Source organism: Agrobacterium sp. 6Ca8 (genome assembly GCF_055382765.1).
Window position 1 is genome coordinate 425,138 of sequence record NZ_AP026434.1, and the last position, 16,666, is coordinate 441,803.

The 16,666-nt window shown below is 59.9% G+C and carries 13 protein-coding genes; 2 read left to right on the forward strand and 11 right to left on the reverse strand.

Translation table 11 applies throughout. The annotated features are described in order from the left end of the window. The 5 genes from ACZ5A6_RS16215 to ACZ5A6_RS16235 all read right to left on the reverse strand — a co-directional run bounded on the left by ACZ5A6_RS16215 (position 1) and on the right by ACZ5A6_RS16235 (position 5,657). A complete protein-coding gene (locus tag ACZ5A6_RS16215) occupies positions 1-1,011 on the reverse strand; it encodes an ABC transporter permease (protein WP_003511205.1) in 1,011 nt (336 codons plus the stop codon). Next, positions 1,008-2,009, reverse strand: coding sequence for an ABC transporter permease (locus ACZ5A6_RS16220; protein WP_464111154.1), 1,002 nt, complete (start codon positions 2,007-2,009; stop codon positions 1,008-1,010). The genes ACZ5A6_RS16215 and ACZ5A6_RS16220 overlap by 4 nt, the downstream gene beginning before the upstream one ends. A gap of 13 nt (positions 2,010-2,022) precedes the next feature. After that, positions 2,023-3,558 carry a sugar ABC transporter ATP-binding protein gene (locus ACZ5A6_RS16225; protein WP_162760761.1) on the reverse strand — a complete coding sequence of 512 codons (1,536 nt, stop codon included), beginning with the start codon at positions 3,556-3,558 and terminating at the stop codon, positions 2,023-2,025. 209 nt (positions 3,559-3,767) lie between these two features. Next, the gene (rhaS, locus tag ACZ5A6_RS16230) at positions 3,768-4,778 is read right to left on the reverse strand and encodes a rhamnose ABC transporter substrate-binding protein (protein WP_003511200.1); all 1,011 of its coding nucleotides are present in this window, start codon (positions 4,776-4,778) and stop codon (positions 3,768-3,770) included. Between the two features lie 48 nt (positions 4,779-4,826). Beyond that, complete coding sequence (locus ACZ5A6_RS16235; protein WP_464111155.1) at positions 4,827-5,657, reverse strand: DeoR/GlpR family DNA-binding transcription regulator; 831 nt, start codon at positions 5,655-5,657, stop codon at positions 4,827-4,829. Positions 5,658-5,858: 201 nt separating this feature from the next. On the opposite strand from ACZ5A6_RS16235, the gene ACZ5A6_RS16240 reads away from it, so the two are divergent. Further along, positions 5,859-7,955, forward strand: a complete 2,097-nt coding sequence (locus tag ACZ5A6_RS16240) for a bifunctional rhamnulose-1-phosphate aldolase/short-chain dehydrogenase (RefSeq protein WP_464111156.1) — start codon at positions 5,859-5,861, stop codon at positions 7,953-7,955. Positions 7,956-8,055: 100 nt separating this feature from the next. Then, a complete protein-coding gene (rhaI, locus tag ACZ5A6_RS16245) occupies positions 8,056-9,348 on the forward strand; it encodes an L-rhamnose catabolism isomerase (protein WP_464111157.1) in 1,293 nt (430 codons plus the stop codon). A 194-nt stretch (positions 9,349-9,542) separates the two neighbouring features. Here rhaI and panB read toward each other — a convergent pair whose 3' ends face one another. The 6 genes from panB to ACZ5A6_RS16275 all read right to left on the reverse strand — a co-directional run bounded on the left by panB (position 9,543) and on the right by ACZ5A6_RS16275 (position 16,664). Beyond that, a complete protein-coding gene (panB, locus tag ACZ5A6_RS16250) occupies positions 9,543-10,382 on the reverse strand; it encodes a 3-methyl-2-oxobutanoate hydroxymethyltransferase (RefSeq protein WP_464111158.1) in 840 nt (279 codons plus the stop codon). Further along, positions 10,379-11,257, reverse strand: a complete 879-nt coding sequence (gene panC, locus ACZ5A6_RS16255) for a pantoate--beta-alanine ligase (RefSeq protein WP_464111159.1) — start codon at positions 11,255-11,257, stop codon at positions 10,379-10,381. Before panC ends, panB begins: the two co-directional genes overlap by 4 nt. Positions 11,258-11,375: 118 nt before the next feature. Continuing rightward, positions 11,376-12,152, reverse strand: a complete 777-nt coding sequence (locus tag ACZ5A6_RS16260) for an enoyl-CoA hydratase-related protein (protein ID WP_019564791.1) — start codon at positions 12,150-12,152, stop codon at positions 11,376-11,378. Next, complete coding sequence (locus tag ACZ5A6_RS16265) at positions 12,142-13,068, reverse strand: hydroxymethylglutaryl-CoA lyase (protein ID WP_019564790.1); 927 nt, start codon at positions 13,066-13,068, stop codon at positions 12,142-12,144. Before ACZ5A6_RS16265 ends, ACZ5A6_RS16260 begins: the two co-directional genes overlap by 11 nt. Position 13,069: 1 nt before the next feature. Further along, positions 13,070-15,055: an acetyl/propionyl/methylcrotonyl-CoA carboxylase subunit alpha gene (locus ACZ5A6_RS16270; protein WP_464111160.1), complete on the reverse strand. Its 1,986-nt coding sequence runs from the start codon at positions 15,053-15,055 to the stop codon at positions 13,070-13,072. A gap of 7 nt (positions 15,056-15,062) precedes the next feature. Then, on the reverse strand, positions 15,063-16,664 hold the full coding sequence (locus ACZ5A6_RS16275) for a carboxyl transferase domain-containing protein (protein WP_464111161.1): 1,602 nt from the start codon (positions 16,662-16,664) through the stop codon (positions 15,063-15,065). Positions 16,665-16,666 lie beyond the last annotated feature (2 nt).

Below are 16,666 nucleotides of genomic sequence, written 5' to 3' on the forward strand. Positions count from 1 at the left end.
TTAGCCTCTGATGGCGCGAAGGCGGCGCACAACGATGGGTATGGCGATGGTGATGATCAAAAGCAGGCCGACGAAGATCGACATGACGATGCCAGGCACGTTCAGAAGACCGAGGCCGAAGGTGACGAGGCCCATGACGAAGGCAGCGATGACGACACCTGCAATGGTGCCGGAGCCGCCGAGAATGGACACGCCGCCGAGCACCACCATGGTCACGACTTCAAGCTCCCAGCCTTGAGCAATCGAGGGGCGGGTGGAACCGAGCCGCGAGGTGAGGCAGACGGCGGCGATGCCGCTCATCAGGCCGGTCAAAAGGAAGAGGATGAATTTCACCCGCTCGACGGGAATACCGGAAAAACGGGCGGCAAACGGATTGTTGCCGATCACGTAGACCTGCCGGCCGAAATTGGTGGCGTGCAGCAGAATGGCGAAGATGACGGCCATGGCGAGGAACAGCACGAATTCGAAGGAGATGACCGAGTATACGTAACCCTGACCGAAATAGGCGAAATCCGCCGGATATTTGCCATAGGCCTGGTCACCCAGCACCATATAGGAAATACCGCGAAACAGGCTCATCGTGCCGATGGTGACGACGATGGATGGCAGTTTGAGGCCAGCGACGAGAAAGCCGTTGAACGCCCCGCAGAGTAGCCCGGTTCCGATGCCGATGGCGACGAGCCCCGGTGTGCCGACACCCATCTGCACCGCCGCACCCATTGCGGTGGAGGCGAGAGCGATGATGGCGGCCACTGATAGATCAATCTCGCCAGCGATGATCAGAAGCGCCATCGCAAAGGCGATGATCGCCTTTTCGGTGAAGTTGAACGTCGCGTCGGACAGGTTCCAGGCATTGAGGAAATAGGGTGAGGCAAACGAATTGGCGATGAAGATGAGGATCGCGACGCCGAGCAGCAGCACTTCCCAGCTTGCCAGGAGACGGCGCAACGGCGTGCCGAGCTTGTCTGGAATGATGCGCGGCTTCTGCGCCGGTTGAGAATTCGTACTCATGCTGCGGCCTCCTTGGCCTGATCGCTTGCCGCCCGGTCGCGCAGGATGATGCGCCCTTTTCGAGCTTCGGCGCGGGCGTTGAAGACGACGGCGAGCACGATAACCACGCCGGAAATCGCCATTTGCGCGAAGGGAGAAATGCCGATGACGGGCAGGGCGTTCTTGATGACGCCGAGAAACAGTGCGCCGAGCACAGCGCCTGCCACCGAGCCAATGCCGCCGGCAATGGAGATGCCGCCAATCACATTTGCCGCCACGCTATCGAGTTCGAAACCTGCGGCGATATCCACATAGGCGACGGCATAACGCGATACCCAGAGATAGCTTGCAAGTCCTGCCAGTGCACCCGACAGAACGAAAGCCAGAAAGCGCGTGCGGCCGACATCGATGCCGGCATAGACCGCAGCGCCCGGATTACCGCCGGAAGCGTAGGCGGAGCGGCCGAAAGAGGTCCGGCTGAGCACCAGCCAGGCGCCGGCGATGATGAGGATGGCGACCCAGGATAAAACCGGCATACCGAGGATCATGGTGCGCGGCACGTTGAGGAAGGTCGGCGAAAGCTGATGCGCATTCACCCAGCCGCCGCCCGACAGCACGAAGGTCATGCCGCGATAGATGGTGAGCGTGCCGAGCGTGACGACGATGGGCGGAATGCCGAGCCACCAGACGAGAATGCCGTTGATCGATCCCAGAAACGCGCCGATGCCGACCGCCATGGCGATGAGAAGCGGCAGTGGAATTCCCGGGAAGGCGGCATTGGTCATCGCCACTGCCATGCCGGTGAAGGCGAGGTTGGCGGCAACCGAAAGATCGATGGATTTGGTGAGAATGACCGCCATCTGGCCAAGCGCCAGGATGATGAGGATGGAGGTATCGTTGAAGATATTGACGAGATTGGCCGGCTTGCCGAAACCGGGCGCGCGCAGCGCAAAGCCTGCGATCATGATGACGATGATGCCCGCCAGCAGCCATTCGCGATTTTTGAGAAAACGTTGCATGGTTTTGCCCCTCTCAGGCGTTGCCGGTGGCGGCGCGCACCAGCTTTTCCGGAGAAAAATCGGCGCGTTCGAACAGACCTGCCATCAGGCCTTCGCGCATAACGATGGCGCGGTCGGACATGCCGAGAATTTCGGGAAGTTCAGATGAAATCATGATGATGGAGAGACCTTCGGCCGCCAGCTCGCTGATGAAGCCGTGCACGGCGGCCTTGGAGCCGATATCGATGCCCTTGGTGGGTTCATCGAGAATAATGACTTTCGGCTGCGTGGCGAGCCATTTGCCGATCACCACCTTCTGCTGGTTGCCGCCGGAAAGCGTGCCGACGGGCACGGACAGGGCGGCGGCGCGCAGGTCGAGGCGTGAGGCATATTTGCGCGCCAGAACAAATTCGTTTGCGGCGGCGAGAAAGCCCTTGCGAGAGGTGCGGGCAAGAGAGGGCAGCGACATGTTCTGGTAGATCGGCATGTCCAGCGCCAGCCCATGCCGTCCACGCTCTTCCGGCACATAAACGATACCGGCGCGGATCGCATCCTCCGGCGAACGGATAACGAGCGGTTCGCCGTTGAGGGTAACCTGTCCTGAGGCTGGGCGGGTGATGCCGAAAAGCGACTGGCACAGTTCCGACCGCCCGGCGCCGATCAGCCCATAAAGGCCAAGAATTTCGCCTTTGCGCAGATCGAGAGAAATATCGCGAAATTCGGTCTGGTGTGAATAATCTTGCACCGAAAGAACCGTCGGGCCGAGTGTGACCGCCTGTTTCGGAAAGGCGTTCGTGACGTCGCGGCCAACCATCAGGCGTACGATCTCATCCTGCGGGGTGTCGGCGAGATTACCCGCGCCGACCATCTTTCCGTCCCGGAATACGGCGTAATTTTCAGCGATTTCATATACTTCATCGAACTTGTGGCTGATGAACAGGATGGCCTTGCCCTGCCGCTTCAGGTTTTCAACGATGCGGAACAGATCATCGATTTCCTTGCGGGAAAGGGCGGCTGTCGGTTCGTCCATGATGACGATACGTGCCTCGACGGAAAGCGCTCTGGCGATTGCCACGAGGTGGCGCTGCGCGATGGAAAGGTCCTTCAGCCGAATGGACGGATCGATGGTGCTTTCGAGCTGTTCAAGCAGGACCCCGGCACGCGCATTGATGGTCTTCCAGTCAATGAGGCCGAAACGGCCTTTGGGCGCATGACCGAGGAAGATGTTTTCGCCCACGGAAAGCTCGTCGAACAGCACGGTTTCCTGATGAATGGCGGTCACGCCGGCATCGATGGCATCCTGTGCGCCGTGAAAGGTGACAGGCCGGCCATCGAGAAGGATTTCCCCTTCATTCGGGCGGTAGATTCCGGTGAGAATTTTGACGAGCGTGGATTTTCCAGCACCGTTCTCGCCGATCAGCGCCGTGACCTTGCCGGGATAAAGCGCGATATCGACGCCATCCAGCGCCTTCACGCCGGGGAATATCTGGCTGATGCCGCGCATTTCCAGAATGGGCGTCGCGCTGGAAGTCTCGGTAACGTCTAAGATTTTGGTTTCAGCACGCATCATTCCGTCTTACCGGTTGGTTTTGAGTGTAGCGGCGAGAGGCACCCCCCTCTGCCCTGCCGGGCATCTCCCCCCAAGAGGGGGGAGATCGGCAAGCGGATACACCCTGCCTATGGAACGAGCGGGTGCGGCATATCGATCTCCCGCCTTGAGGGGGAGATGCCCGGCAGGACAGAGGGGGTTAGCCTCCGCACTGCCGGAAATTATTCAGATCAGAAAATCTTCGAGAACTGATCGATGTTCTTGGCGTCATAAATGAAGGGATCGGCCATGGCCGCTTCGCTATTTTCGCCGACCTTGATCTTGCCCATGCGACCGGCTTCGATTTCCGAGCCCGGCTTGCCGTCTGCTTCACCCTTCACAAGGCGGTAGGCAATCTGGGTGGCGGAATAACCGAGGTCGATCGGGTTCCAGATGGCGAATTCCTTGGTTGCGCCTGATTTGATGGCGCCAGCCATCTCCGAGGGCAGGCCAAGGCCCGTCACAAAGACCTTGCCGATCTTGCCCGCATCCTTCACGGCCTGAGAGGCCGCAAGAACGCCAACCGTCGTCGGTGCGACGATGACCTTTACATCAGGATGGGAGGAAAGCAGGCCCTGTGCTTCGCGGTAGCTCTTGTCGGCAAGGTCGTCACCATACACGGTGGTAACGAGGTTGAGGCCGGGGAAGTCCTTCAACTGCTTCTTCATCTCATCGATCCAGATATTCTGGTTCGTGGAGGTGGTGGTGGCAGAAAGGATGGCGAAATCGCCCTTGCCGCCTTCCAGGTGCGATGCGGCAAGCTGCAGGCACATCTTGCCGATCAGCGCGTTGGACGAGGGGTTGAGCTGCAGAATGCGGCCTTCAGGTGCCACGCCGGAATCCCAGGAGATGACCTTGATGCCGCGCTGCGCCGCCTTTTTCAGCGCCGGAACTACGGCGTCCGGGTCATTGGCGGAAATAGCGATGGCATCCACGCCCTGCGCGATCAGCGAATTGATGACCTCGATCTGGCCTTCCGCAGTGGTGCTGGTCGGGCCCGTATAGATGATCTCGACGCCACCGAGGTCTTTTGCAGCCTCCTGCGCGCCCTTGTTGGCGGCTTCGAAAAAGCCGTTGCCAAGTGATTTGACCACCAGCGCGATCTTCACATCGGCTGCCTGGGCAACGCCGCCAAGACCCGCGACGGAGAGCGCCGCGCTAAGTGCCAGGACGCTCGTCAATGTTCTGCGTGTAAGTTTCATGTTCCTTTTCCTCCCGTTTTTGAACCTGTTCCTCTCTTCGGTGCTTCCTCAAGCGACCGAAGAGGAATCCTCCTCAACAGGCGGGTTGGCTATCTTGCCATCCCCCGCTGCGCCGGCGATCAGCAATTCGACGCCGGCATTTTCAACCATCCGCGCCGCCTCATCCGAAATCCCGTCATCGGTGATGATGGTCGAGACGTTTTCGAGTGGGCATAAAATCAGGCTGGATCGTTTTTTGAATTTCGAGGAATCGACCATCACGATCAGCTCTTCCGCCTGCCGCATCAGCTTCTGCTCGCTCTGGATCACCAGCGCGTCCGATTCCATGATGCCGAGTGCGCCGATGCCCTGCGCGCCGAGAAAAATTCGCCTTGCGTAAAAATTGCGGATGGCATCGTTTTCGAAGGGCGACAGGATGAGGCTTTGATCGCGATAGATCGCGCCACCAGGCACGCTGACATTGCATTTGGAATTTTTGACCAGATGCTCCGCAATCGCGAAGGAATTGGTCATCACCTGCAGCCGTCGCGCCGCCATGTAGTGCACCATCTGGAATGTGGTCGTGCCACCATTCAGGATGATCGCATCACCATCATTACAGAGATCAACCGCCTTGCGCGCAATTGCGCGTTTCTTGTCGATGTTGACCGATTCGGACACGCGGAACGGTCGCGCGGCCAGATTACCCAACTGCGGTGGATGCACCGCTTCGGCACCGCCACGCACGCGCCTCAACTTTCCCTGAACATGCAGGGACGCGATATCCCGGCGGATCGTTGCTTCCGACGCATCCGTCAGTTCGGCAATATCCTGCACCGTCACGACAGCTTTTTCCTGTGTGGCGCTCAAGATGATGCGATGGCGTTCGCGTTCGTGCATGTGGTCCTCCTGATTGTGATTATTCGCAATCTCTTTACGTTGTCAATCAAGAACGATCAAATTAATCAATATCGCGGTGCAACATGAAAATTTATGATCGTTTTTGATTGACATTACGCTTTTGTATGCGCGATATCTGCCGTCAACGGAGGCGGACCGATCTCGGCACCCGCGAATGCAGACTTGACTTGGGAGGAAGACATGACGGGAAAATCCCGCCTTCTCGAAAGCCGTTGGGACGATGCCTATGCCAAAACGCTCGATGAGCCTGGCAAGCTGCTTTATCGCTCCAATCTGCTTGGCGCCGACAAGCGCATCACCAATTACGGCGGCGGAAACACATCCGCGAAGGTGCTCGAAACCGATCCGCTGACGGGCGAGAAAGTCCGCGTCATGTGGGTTAAAGGGTCAGGCGGCGATGTCGGTACCATCAAGCTCGATGGCTTTGCGACGCTTTATCTCGACAAGCTGGAAGCGCTAAAGGGCATTTACAAGGGTGTCGAGGATGAGGACCGCATGGTCGGCTTCCTGCCGCATTGCACTTTCAACCTCAACCCACGCGCCGCCTCCATCGATACGCCGCTGCACGGCTTCGTGCCTTTTGATCATGTCGATCATATGCATCCGGATGCGATCATCGCGATTGCCGCCTCCAAAAATTCGAAAGAACTGACGCAGCAGATCTTTGGCGATGACATCGGCTGGCTTCCCTGGCGCCGTCCCGGTTTCCAACTGGGTCTCGATCTCGAGGCTTTTGTAAAAGCCAACCCCGAGGCCAAGGGCGTTGTGCTGGAAAGCCACGGTCTGTTCACCTGGGATAACGACGCCAAGACATGTTACGAACTGACGCTCGCCATCATCAACAAGGCGATCGAATGGTTTGCGGCCAAGACCGAAGGCAGTACGATTTTCGGCGGTGCCGTTGCCAGGAGCCTGCCACTTCCCGAACGCCGCGCGATTGCTGCGCGGTTGATGCCGGAAATCCGTGGTCGGATCGGCCGCAAGGAGCGCAAGCTCGGCCATTTCGATGATCAGGACGCGGTTCTGGAATTCGTCAATTCGAAGGATCTGAAGCCGCTCGGAAATCTCGGCACCTCCTGCCCGGATCATTTCCTGCGCACGAAAATCCGCCCGCTGATCCTCGATCTCGATACGGCAAATCCCGATGTGGATGCGCTGACAGCCGCTCTCGACAAGGCGCTAGAGGCCTACCGCGCCGACTACGTCAGATATTATGAGGCGTGCCGCCATGATAATTCGCCTGATATGCGCGACCCGAACCCGGTGATTTTCCTGATCCCCGGTGTCGGCATGCTGTCCTTCGCCAAGGACAAGGCGACCGCCCGTATCGCCGGTGAATTTTACGTCAACGCCATCAACGTCATGCGCGGCGCTTCCACCGTGTCCGAATATCAGGGCCTACCCGAACAGGAAGCCTTCGATATCGAATATTGGCTGCTGGAAGAGGCAAAGCTGCAGCGCATGCCGAAGCCGAAAAGCCTTGCCGGACGCGTGGCCTTTGTCACCGGTGGCGCTGGCGGCATCGGCCGGGCGACGGCGGAAAGGCTGGCAGCGGAGGGCGCCTGCGTTGTTCTCGCCGATATTGACGAGGCGGCGCTGGAAGCGGCCAAGGGCGATTTCGCGAAGCGCTACAGTGCTGATGCGGTGCGCAGCGTCAAGCTGGATGTGACGCAGGAAGACGCGGTCATTTCCGCCTTTGCGGAAGCGAGCGTGGAATTTGGCGGCGTGGATATTCTCGTCTCCAATGCCGGCATCGCCTCGTCTGCACCGGTGGAAGACACGACGCTTGCCATGTGGAACAAGAATATCGATATTCTCGCGACGGGTTATTTCCTCGTGTCTCGGGAAGCATTCCGGCTACTCAGGCGTCAAAATCTCGGCGGCAACGTGGTGTTCGTCGCCTCTAAAAACGGTCTTGCCTCTTCGCCCAATGCTTCTGCCTATTGCACGGCCAAGGCGGCGGAAATCCATCTTGCCCGTTGCCTTGCTCTGGAAGGGGCGGAAGCCGGCATTCGCGTCAACACCGTCAATCCCGATGCCGTTCTGCGCGGTTCGAAGATCTGGAACGGCGAGTGGCGCGAGCAGCGCGCGGCCTCGTCCAAGATCGAGGTGACCGATCTGGAGGAACATTACCGCAAGCGCTCGATGCTGAAGCTCAATGTGTTCCCGGAAGACATCGCCGAAGCGATCTACTTCCTGGCGTCCGACGCGTCGGCCAAATCAACCGGCAATATCATCAATGTCGATGCCGGCAATGCGCAGAGCTTTACGCGGTAGGAATTTCGGCACGTCTCACCTCCGTCATCCCGGCTGAATGCCGGAATGACGGAGGGGGCGATGATCGAGCATGCACTGGACCGATTCCGGGGAGGAAGAGATGACCGACACCAAAATCGCCGCTGATGTGATCGCGGCCGAAAACGACAAGCGCGCCGCCGCGCTGAAGGACGACTACGATGCGCTGGGCAACCAGCTTGCGCGCCGCAACATCGATATTGATGCTGTCACCGCCAAGGTCGCGGAATTCTTCGTCGCTGTTCCATCCTGGGGCGTCGGCACCGGCGGCACCCGTTTCGCCCGCTTTCCGGGCGAAGGTGAGCCCCGCGGCATTTTTGACAAGCTGGATGATTGCGCCGTCATCAACCAGCTGACACGGGCGACCCCGAATGTCTCCCTGCATATTCCGTGGGACAAGCAGGACCCGAAGCGTTTGAAGGACCATGCCGACACGCTGGGTCTCGGCTTCGACGCCATGAATTCCAATACCTTCTCGGATGCACCGGATCAGAGCCATTCCTACAAATACGGTTCGCTCAGCCACACCGATGCCGCAACGCGGGGCCAAGCCGTGGAGCACAACATCGAATGTATCGAGATCGGTAAAGCCATTGGTTCCAAGGCGCTGACGGTTTGGGTTGGCGATGGTTCCAACTTCCCCGGCCAGAGCAATTTCACCAGAAGTTTCGAGCGCTATCTCGCGGCCATGGCCGATATCTACAAGGCGCTGCCGGATGACTGGCGCATCTTTTCCGAACACAAGATGTTCGAGCCGGCTTTCTATTCCACCGTCGTGCAGGATTGGGGCACCAACTACCTCATCGCCAATACGCTCGGTGAAAAGGCGTTCTGCCTCGTTGATCTCGGTCACCATGCGCCGAACACCAATATCGAGATGATCGTCTCCCGGCTCATCCAGTTCGGCAAGCTCGGTGGTTTCCACTTCAACGATTCGAAATATGGCGATGACGATCTGGATGCCGGCTCCATCGAGCCTTACCGCCTGTTCCTCGTCTTCAACGAGCTGGTAGATGCCGAACATCGTGGCGTGAAGGGCTTCCATCCCGCCCATATGATCGACCAGTCGCACAATGTGACCGACCCAATCGAAAGCCTGATTTCCAGTGCCAACGAAATCCGCCGCGCCTATGCGCAGGCGCTGCTGGTGGATCGCGCGGCTTTGGATGGCTACCAGCAAGACAACGATGCGTTGATGGCCTCCGATACGCTGAAACGGGCCTATCGCACCGATGTCGAGCCGGTTCTCGCTAAAGTAAGGCAGTTGGCGGGCGGCGCGATCGATCCTGTTGCCACCTACCGGGCGAGTGGTTATCGCAAACGGGTTGCGGCGGAACGCCCGGCTTCGGTCGGTGGCAGCGGCGGGATTGTCTAGGGTTTGAGGGGCTAGGCGGAGAAGCCGAGCCTGCTTACAAACCTTGCCGCAAACGCGACGTCACCCTCGGCCTTGTGCCGAGGATCTGCCGACATTTCACAAAATAGATAGGTAGCAGATGCTCGGTACGAGCCCGAGCGTGACGAAGGTGAAGGTGTCCGTCACCACCTCACCACCTCCTCTGCGCCGTTCCCTCACTCCGCCGAAGGCGATTGCCTGCGGACCTGAAACGTATGCTCCGGCCCCGGAAACGCACCGGAGCGCACCTCTTCGGCATAACCTGCCGCTGCATGTGAAACGGTCGCACCCAGATCGGCGAAACGTTTGACGAATTTCGGTTTGAAATCGGTGAAGAGACCGAGCATGTCGTCGGAAACCAGCACCTGCCCATCGCAGGCCGGTGATGCGCCGATGCCGACAGTCGGGACGGAGAGTTTTTCGGTCAATTCGCGCGCAAGCGGCTCGACGGTACCTTCCACGACAATGGCGAAAGCACCGGCCTGATCGACCGCAATCGCATCGCGCCAGATTTTCTGCGTTTCCGCATCTGAATGCCCAAGAGAGCGGAAACCTCCGGCGGTGTGGACCAGCTGCGGCATCAGCCCGACATGGCCGAACACCGGAATGCCGCGCGCCACGAGAAAGGCGATGGTTTCGGCCATTTCCTCACCACCTTCCAGCTTCACGCCATCACAGCCGGTTTCCTGCATCAGCCGCACGGCGTTGCGGAACGCCTGTTCCTTTGATTCCTGATAGGTCCCGAAGGGGAGATCGACGATGACGCAGGCGTGTTCCACACCACGCATGACGGCGCGGCCATGGGCGATCATCATATCCAGGGTGACGCCGACCGTCGTGTCCATGCCATAAAGCACCATGCCGACTGAATCGCCAACCAGCAGCAGGTCGCAATGCGGATCGAGCAGGCGGGCAATCGGCGTCGTATAGGCGGTGAGGCAGACGATGCGCGCACCGCCTTTCATTTGCGTGATGGAGGCTGTCGTCAGCCGCTTCTGTTTCGCGTGCGTGCTCATCGTGCAGCCTCCTGTTTGCCGGTTTTATCACGTCCGATGACGCGGTTGTCGAGAAGGCGGGTGTTGCCGACCCGCACGAACAGTGCCACCAGCACAGGCTCCGCCTGCAGCGAAGCCACGGGGGCCAGCGTGTCGGGATCGCGCACCGCCACGACTTCGGGCAACGCCAGCTTCTCCTTGGCGATGAATTTTTCTATCGCCGCTTCTAAAGTGGCCGGGTCGTCGCAGCCCTCATCGTACAGCCGCTCGGCCTCATCAAGCGCGCGCGGCACAATTACGGCGGCGGCACGCTCTTCAAGGCTCAGGTAGACATTGCGCGAGGAGCAGGCGAGCCCATCCGCCTCACGTACGGTGGCGACGGGAACGACGCGGACTGGCTGGGCGAGATCGTCCACCATGCGCCGGATCAGCGTTACCTGCTGGTAGTCCTTTTCACCGAAATAGGCGGCACCCGGCTGCACGAGATTAAAAAGCTTGGTGACAACAGTCGTAACCCCGGCAAAATGCCCCGGCCGTACCGCACCTTCCAACTGGCTTCCCAGTTCCGGCACATCCACCACGGTCTGCATCGGGCGCGGATACATCTCCGTAACCTCGGGTGCGAAAAGAATGTCGACACCTGCCTCTTCCAGCAGCGCGCTATCGCGGGCGAGATCGCGGGGGTAACGGGCAAGATCCTCATTGGCTCCAAATTGCAGCGGATTGACGAAGATCGAGACCACCGTCACGTCGTTCTCCGCTTTCGCCCTGGCAACCAGCGTCAGATGGCCGATATGCAAAAAACCCATGGTTGGCACGAAGCCGACGGTCTTGCCATCGCGACGAAACGTGGCGGTCAGACCGCGCAACTCGGCGACGGTTTTTACAAGGCGCATAGGTTCTCCTCCAGCTCCCCGATCGCCCTCCGGCGAAAGGTGGTGGATAGAACTCGATTTGCCGAACGGGGTCAACGCGGCTGTGGGCATTATATCGATTAAGACCTTGAGCGGTGGTTCAGGACCCGCCAGCCCAAATCGGCGGGCGTTTTCCAGCGAAGGCGTCTCTGCCTTCGCGCGCCTCCTCGCTGCTGCTGATCTTCGCTATGACGCTTTCGGCAAAGGCGAGCCGTTCACTGGCCGGCAAGTCGCGCATCGTCAGCAGCGCTGCCTTTCCGGCGGCGACTGCGCCTGGCGCGTTCTGCCGCAAGCGGGCGAGTACCCCCTCGATCACGCCATCGAGTTCGGCACGTGGCGCCGTGCGGTTGATGAGGCCGATGCCTTCGGCCTCTGCGGCGGTGACCGGTTGCCCCAGATAGGCCATCTCGTGGAGGCGGCTCAGCGGTATTTTGGCCAGAAGTTTCGCCGCCACCATGGCCGGGAAAAGCCCGACGCGAACTTCCGGCAAGCCGAACTCCGTATGATCGGCGGCATAAGCGAGATCGCAGGCCGCGATAAGGCCTAGCCCACCCGCCAGCACCCGGCCATTGACGCGGGCGATGACGATTTTGTTGCAGGTCTCGATAGCGCGCATCACATTGGCGATGGGGTTCGTTCCGTCTCGCGAGAGGAACATGCCACCAGCGCTTTCCTTCAGATCGGCCCCTGAGCAGAAGCTGCGGTCGCCCGCTGCCGTTATCACAACCGCACGCAGGTCGCCGTCGCTGGAGGCCGTCCGGATCGCATGCGTCAAGGCGTCCGTCATCGCGGCGTTCATGGCGTTGTGGACGTCCGGCCGGTTAAGCGTCAGCCACAGAACGTCCTTGCGCTTCTCGCTCAACAGCTCACCCACCATGTGCATTATCCTCCATCTTTACGGCAAGAAGTGCCTTACCGGCGCGTGACGCATTTGCCCTGCCTAGATGGCGACTTATCCAGTCTCCCGTTCTCGCCACCGTCATCAGGTCGATGCCGGTTTTGATGCCAAGCCCGTGCAGCAGATAAACAACGTCTTCGGTGGCGACATTGCCGCTTGCGCCCGGCGCAAAGGGGCAACCGCCGAGCCCGGCCACGGAACTGTCGAACACACAAATACCTTCCTCAAGCGAAGCCAGCACATTGGCGACGCCCTGCCCGTAGGTGTCGTGGAAATGCATGGCGAGTTTTTCGCGCGGGATGCGGGTCGATACATGTTGGATGAGCTTGCGGATTTGCCCGGCCGTGCCGACACCAATCGTATCGCCGAGCGAGATTTCGTAGCATCCCATGGCGACAAGCGCTTCGGCCATCGCCGCCACATCTTCGGGTGCGACCGCGCCGTCATAGGGGCAACCCGCGATGCAGGAGACATAGCCGCGCATGCGGATGTTACGGCTGGCCGCTGCCTCCGAAACATCGCGCAGGCGCTCGAGGCTTTCGGCGCGCGAACAGGCGATATTGTGCTGGCTGAAGCCTTCGGATGCGGACACGAAAACGGCTATCTCCGTCACACCGGCTTCAACGGCGGCCTCGAAACCCTTGATATTGGGAACGAGCGCCGGATAGGCGGTATTGGGATGTCGTTTGAGGCCTAGAAGCACCTCCTTCGACCCTGCCATTTGCGGAACTTTTTTTGGCGAAACGAAGGCTCCTGCCTCCACCGCCGCCAATCCGGCCGCAGCCAGCCGCTCGATCAACCTGATCTTGATGGCGGTGGGAACCTCTGCAGTTTCGTTTTGCAGGCCATCACGTGCGCCGACCTCGACGATCTTGACGGTTTTGGGTAAGGCCATCTCATGCGCCCTCCGGTTCGAAATCCACCAGCATGGCGCCGGCTTCGACCATATTACCTTCGGCGCAGTTAATGGCGGTGACGGTGCCTTTTGCTGGCGCACGGATAGTGTGCTCCATTTTCATCGCCTCCATAACCACAAGCGCGTCACCGGCCTCAACCGCTGCGCCCTGCTTGCTTAGAATGGCGCGGATGACGCCGGGCATCGGGGCTTCCAGACCGCCGGTATGGGTGGAGGTATCCGCTACATCGACCGGGTCGGGCTGGCTGATGCGATAGTGCTCGCCATCCAGAAAAAGCGCGTGGCCGTTATCGCTGGCAAAGAAACGGCACTTCCTTTGCCTGCCATCGACGGTCGCCCGCAGTGTGCCGTCTTGTGAGATGCTGCCATGAGCGCGGATAGCCCGCGTGCCGATCTCCAGTGAAAAACCATCTGGCTCATGTGTAACGGCGACATCGACCGGCTGTTGATCCAGGACGAAACGCAGGGTTTCCCTCGCTGGCGCATTGAGGCGGAAAGAGTTCGTATTGTTCCAAGGGCTATAAGGATCGGCCTGCGGCTTGGCCCCGTTCCGGCGTGAGAGAAGCAGGCCGAGCGTGGACAAAGCTATTTCGTTCTCGCTCGTGGCTCCGGGGGCAAAAAGCGCCGCTTCGTTGCGGGCTATGAAGCCGGTATCGAGTTCGGCGGCGGCGAAAGCATCCAGCCCCGCAAGCCGTGTCAGAAAGGCGGCATTGCTGGTGACGCCGCAAATCGCCAGTTTTTCGAGTGTGAGACGCAGACGCCGCACGGCAGACGGACGGTCGTAGTCCCAGACGATCAGCTTAGCGATCATCGGATCATAGTGCACGCTGATGGCGTCGCCGGTGCGTATGCCGCTATCTATCCTAAGGTGAGGTCCTTCTTCCGGAAAGGCGAGGTGGCTGACCGTGCCGATTGACGGCAGAAAATCATGCGCCGGGTCTTCGGCGTAAATCCGTGCCTCGATGGCATGGCCGTTGATGCGCAGATTGCCCCAGTCGTCCGGCAGCGCCTCTCCATTCGCAACACGGATCTGCCATTCGACCAGATCGAGCCCGGTAATATATTCCGTGACCGGATGCTCGACCTGAAGCCTGGTGTTCATTTCCATGAAATAGAACGCGCCGGACGGGTCGAGCAGGAACTCCACCGTTCCAGCCCCGCGATAGTCGATGGCGCGGGCGGCGGCGACCGCCGCGTTGTACATGCGTTGCCTGAGCGTATCGGGCAGGCCGGGGGCAGGGGCCTCCTCTATGACTTTCTGGTGCCGGCGCTGGATCGAGCAATCGCGCTCGAAAAGCGAAAGACAATTGCCATGGCCATCGGCAAAGACCTGCACCTCCACATGTCGCGGCCGTTCCAGATATTTCTCGATCAGCATACGGTCATTGCCGAAGGCGGCGAGCGCTTCGCGTTTTGCGCCGGCGAGCTCTGCCGCAAATTCACGCTTTTCACGGACAATGCGCATGCCCTTGCCACCGCCGCCAGCTGAAGCCTTGAGTAAAACCGGATAGCCGATGGCTTCTGCCTCGCCGGCAAGCTTTTCGTCGGCCTGATCCTCGCCGTGATAGCCGGGCACCACGGGAACGCCCGCCTGCGCCATAAGCGCCTTCGCCTCGCTTTTTCCGCCCATGGCGCGAATAGCATCGGGTGTCGGGCCGATGAAGATGAGGCCGGCAGAGGCGCAGGCTTCGGCGAAACCGGCATTCTCCGAGAGAAAACCGTAACCGGGATGAATGGCTTGCGCGCCGCTTGCCTGTGCGGCGGCGATGATCTTTTCAGCATCGAGATACGACGAGCGGGCAGGTGCAGGACCGATCGCAATGGCCTCGTCGGCCAGCGCCACATGCATGGCGTCGCGGTCGGCATCCGAATAGACCGCGACGGTGCGGATGCCCATCTTGCGGGCGGTGCGGATGATCCGGCAGGCGATTTCGCCGCGGTTGGCGATCAGTATTTTTGAGAACATCGTCGCCTCACATCCTGAATATGCCGAAACGGGTGGGTTCAATCGGCGCGTTCAGCGCGGCCGACAGGCCAAGGCCGAGCACGAGGCGGGTGTCCTTCGGGTCGATGATGCCATCGTCCCACAGTCTTGCACTGGCATAATAGGGGTGACCTTCCCGCTCGTATTTTTCCCGGATCGGCTGTTTGAACGCCTCCTCGCCCTCCTTGGACCAGTGGCGGCCATCCGCCTCGATGCCGTCGCGCCGGATTTGCGCCAGAACAGATGCCGCCTGCTCGCCGCCCATGACGGAAATGCGCGCATTCGGCCACATCCATAAAAAGCGCGGCGAATAGGCGCGCCCGCACATGCCGTAATTGCCCGCACCGAAGGAGCCGCCGATAATGACGGTGAATTTCGGCACTTTGGCCGATGCAACGGCCGTAACGAGCTTGGCGCCATCCTTCGCGATACCATCAGCCTCATAGGCCTTGCCGACCATGAAGCCGGTGATGTTCTGCAGGAAAACCAGCGGAATGCCGCGCTGGCAGCAGAGTTCGATGAAATGCGCGCCCTTGAGCGCCGATTCCGAAAACAGAATGCCGTTATTGGCGACGATGCCGACGGGATAACCGTGGATATGGGCGAAACCACAGACCAGCGTCGTGCCGTAAAGCGCCTTGAACTCGTCGAATTCGGAACCATCCACCAGACGCGCGATGATCTCGCGCACCTCGAAAGGCTTGCGCGTATCGGTGGGCACGATGCCGTAAAGCTCCTCCGATGGATAAAGCGGTTCTGCGGGTTCGCGAATATCCAGCTCCACGCGTTTGCGGCGATTGAGGGTGGAGACGATCCTTCGGGTCAGCGAAAGCGCGTGGCGGTCATCGTGGGCATAGTGATCAGTCACGCCGGATTGCCGCGAATGCACATCCGCGCCGCCCAGTTCTTCCGCACTCACCACTTCGCCCGTTGCGGCCTTCACCAGCGGCGGGCCGCCGAGGAAGATCGTGCCCTGATTTTTGACGATCACGGACTGGTCGCTCATAGCAGGCACATAGGCCCCGCCAGCCGTACAGCTTCCCATCACCACGGCGATCTGGGCGATGCCTGCCGCCGACATATTGGCCTGATTGTAAAAGATGCGGCCGAAATGATCGCGGTCGGGAAAAACCTCGTCCTGATTGGGAAGGTTCGCACCGCCGCAATCGACCAGATAAATGCAGGGCAGGTGGCTGTCGGCAGCGATCTCTTGCGCGCGCAGATGTTTCTTGACCGTCAGCGGATAATAGGTGCCGCCTTTCACCGTCGCGTCATTGGCCACGATGACGCATTCACGGCCTGCGACGCGACCGATGCCGGTGACGATGCCGGCGGCCGGAACGGGTTCGTCATAGACCTCGTATGCTGCGAATTGCGAGAATTCGAGAAACGGACTGCCGGGATCGAGCAGTGCTTCTATCCGGTCGCGCGCAAGCAATTTGCCGCGTGACAGATGCCGTTCGCGCGCCTTGTCGCCGCCGCCCTTGGAGATTTTTTCGACATGCTGCCGCAGGTCATCCACCAGGCCCGACATGAACGTGACGTTGGCGGAAAAGGTGGGATCGCGGTTCAGACTGGACGTAAGCTTCATCG

Excerpts from the sequence above, each read along its gene's own strand:
- panC (WP_464111159.1), bottom strand. The coding sequence starts at position 11,257 with ATGCGCCTTGTAAAAACCGTCGCCGAGTTGCGCGGTCTGACCGCCACG.
- ACZ5A6_RS16225 (WP_162760761.1), bottom strand. The coding sequence starts at position 3,558 with ATGATGCGTGCTGAAACCAAAATCTTAGACGTTACCGAGACTTCCAGC.
- ACZ5A6_RS16215 (WP_003511205.1), bottom strand. The coding sequence starts at position 1,011 with ATGAGTACGAATTCTCAACCGGCGCAGAAGCCGCGCATCATTCCAGAC.
- ACZ5A6_RS16240 (WP_464111156.1), top strand. The coding sequence starts at position 5,859 with ATGACGGGAAAATCCCGCCTTCTCGAAAGCCGTTGGGACGATGCCTAT.
- ACZ5A6_RS16275 (WP_464111161.1), bottom strand. The coding sequence starts at position 16,664 with ATGAAGCTTACGTCCAGTCTGAACCGCGATCCCACCTTTTCCGCCAAC.
- ACZ5A6_RS16220 (WP_464111154.1), bottom strand. The coding sequence starts at position 2,009 with ATGCAACGTTTTCTCAAAAATCGCGAATGGCTGCTGGCGGGCATCATC.
- ACZ5A6_RS16235 (WP_464111155.1), bottom strand. The coding sequence starts at position 5,657 with ATGCACGAACGCGAACGCCATCGCATCATCTTGAGCGCCACACAGGAA.
- ACZ5A6_RS16260 (WP_019564791.1), bottom strand. The coding sequence starts at position 12,152 with ATGGTGGGTGAGCTGTTGAGCGAGAAGCGCAAGGACGTTCTGTGGCTG.
- ACZ5A6_RS16270 (WP_464111160.1), bottom strand. The coding sequence starts at position 15,055 with ATGTTCTCAAAAATACTGATCGCCAACCGCGGCGAAATCGCCTGCCGG.
- panB (WP_464111158.1), bottom strand. The coding sequence starts at position 10,382 with ATGAGCACGCACGCGAAACAGAAGCGGCTGACGACAGCCTCCATCACG.
- rhaS (WP_003511200.1), bottom strand. The coding sequence starts at position 4,778 with ATGAAACTTACACGCAGAACATTGACGAGCGTCCTGGCACTTAGCGCG.
- rhaI (WP_464111157.1), top strand. The coding sequence starts at position 8,056 with ATGACCGACACCAAAATCGCCGCTGATGTGATCGCGGCCGAAAACGAC.
- ACZ5A6_RS16265 (WP_019564790.1), bottom strand. The coding sequence starts at position 13,068 with ATGGCCTTACCCAAAACCGTCAAGATCGTCGAGGTCGGCGCACGTGAT.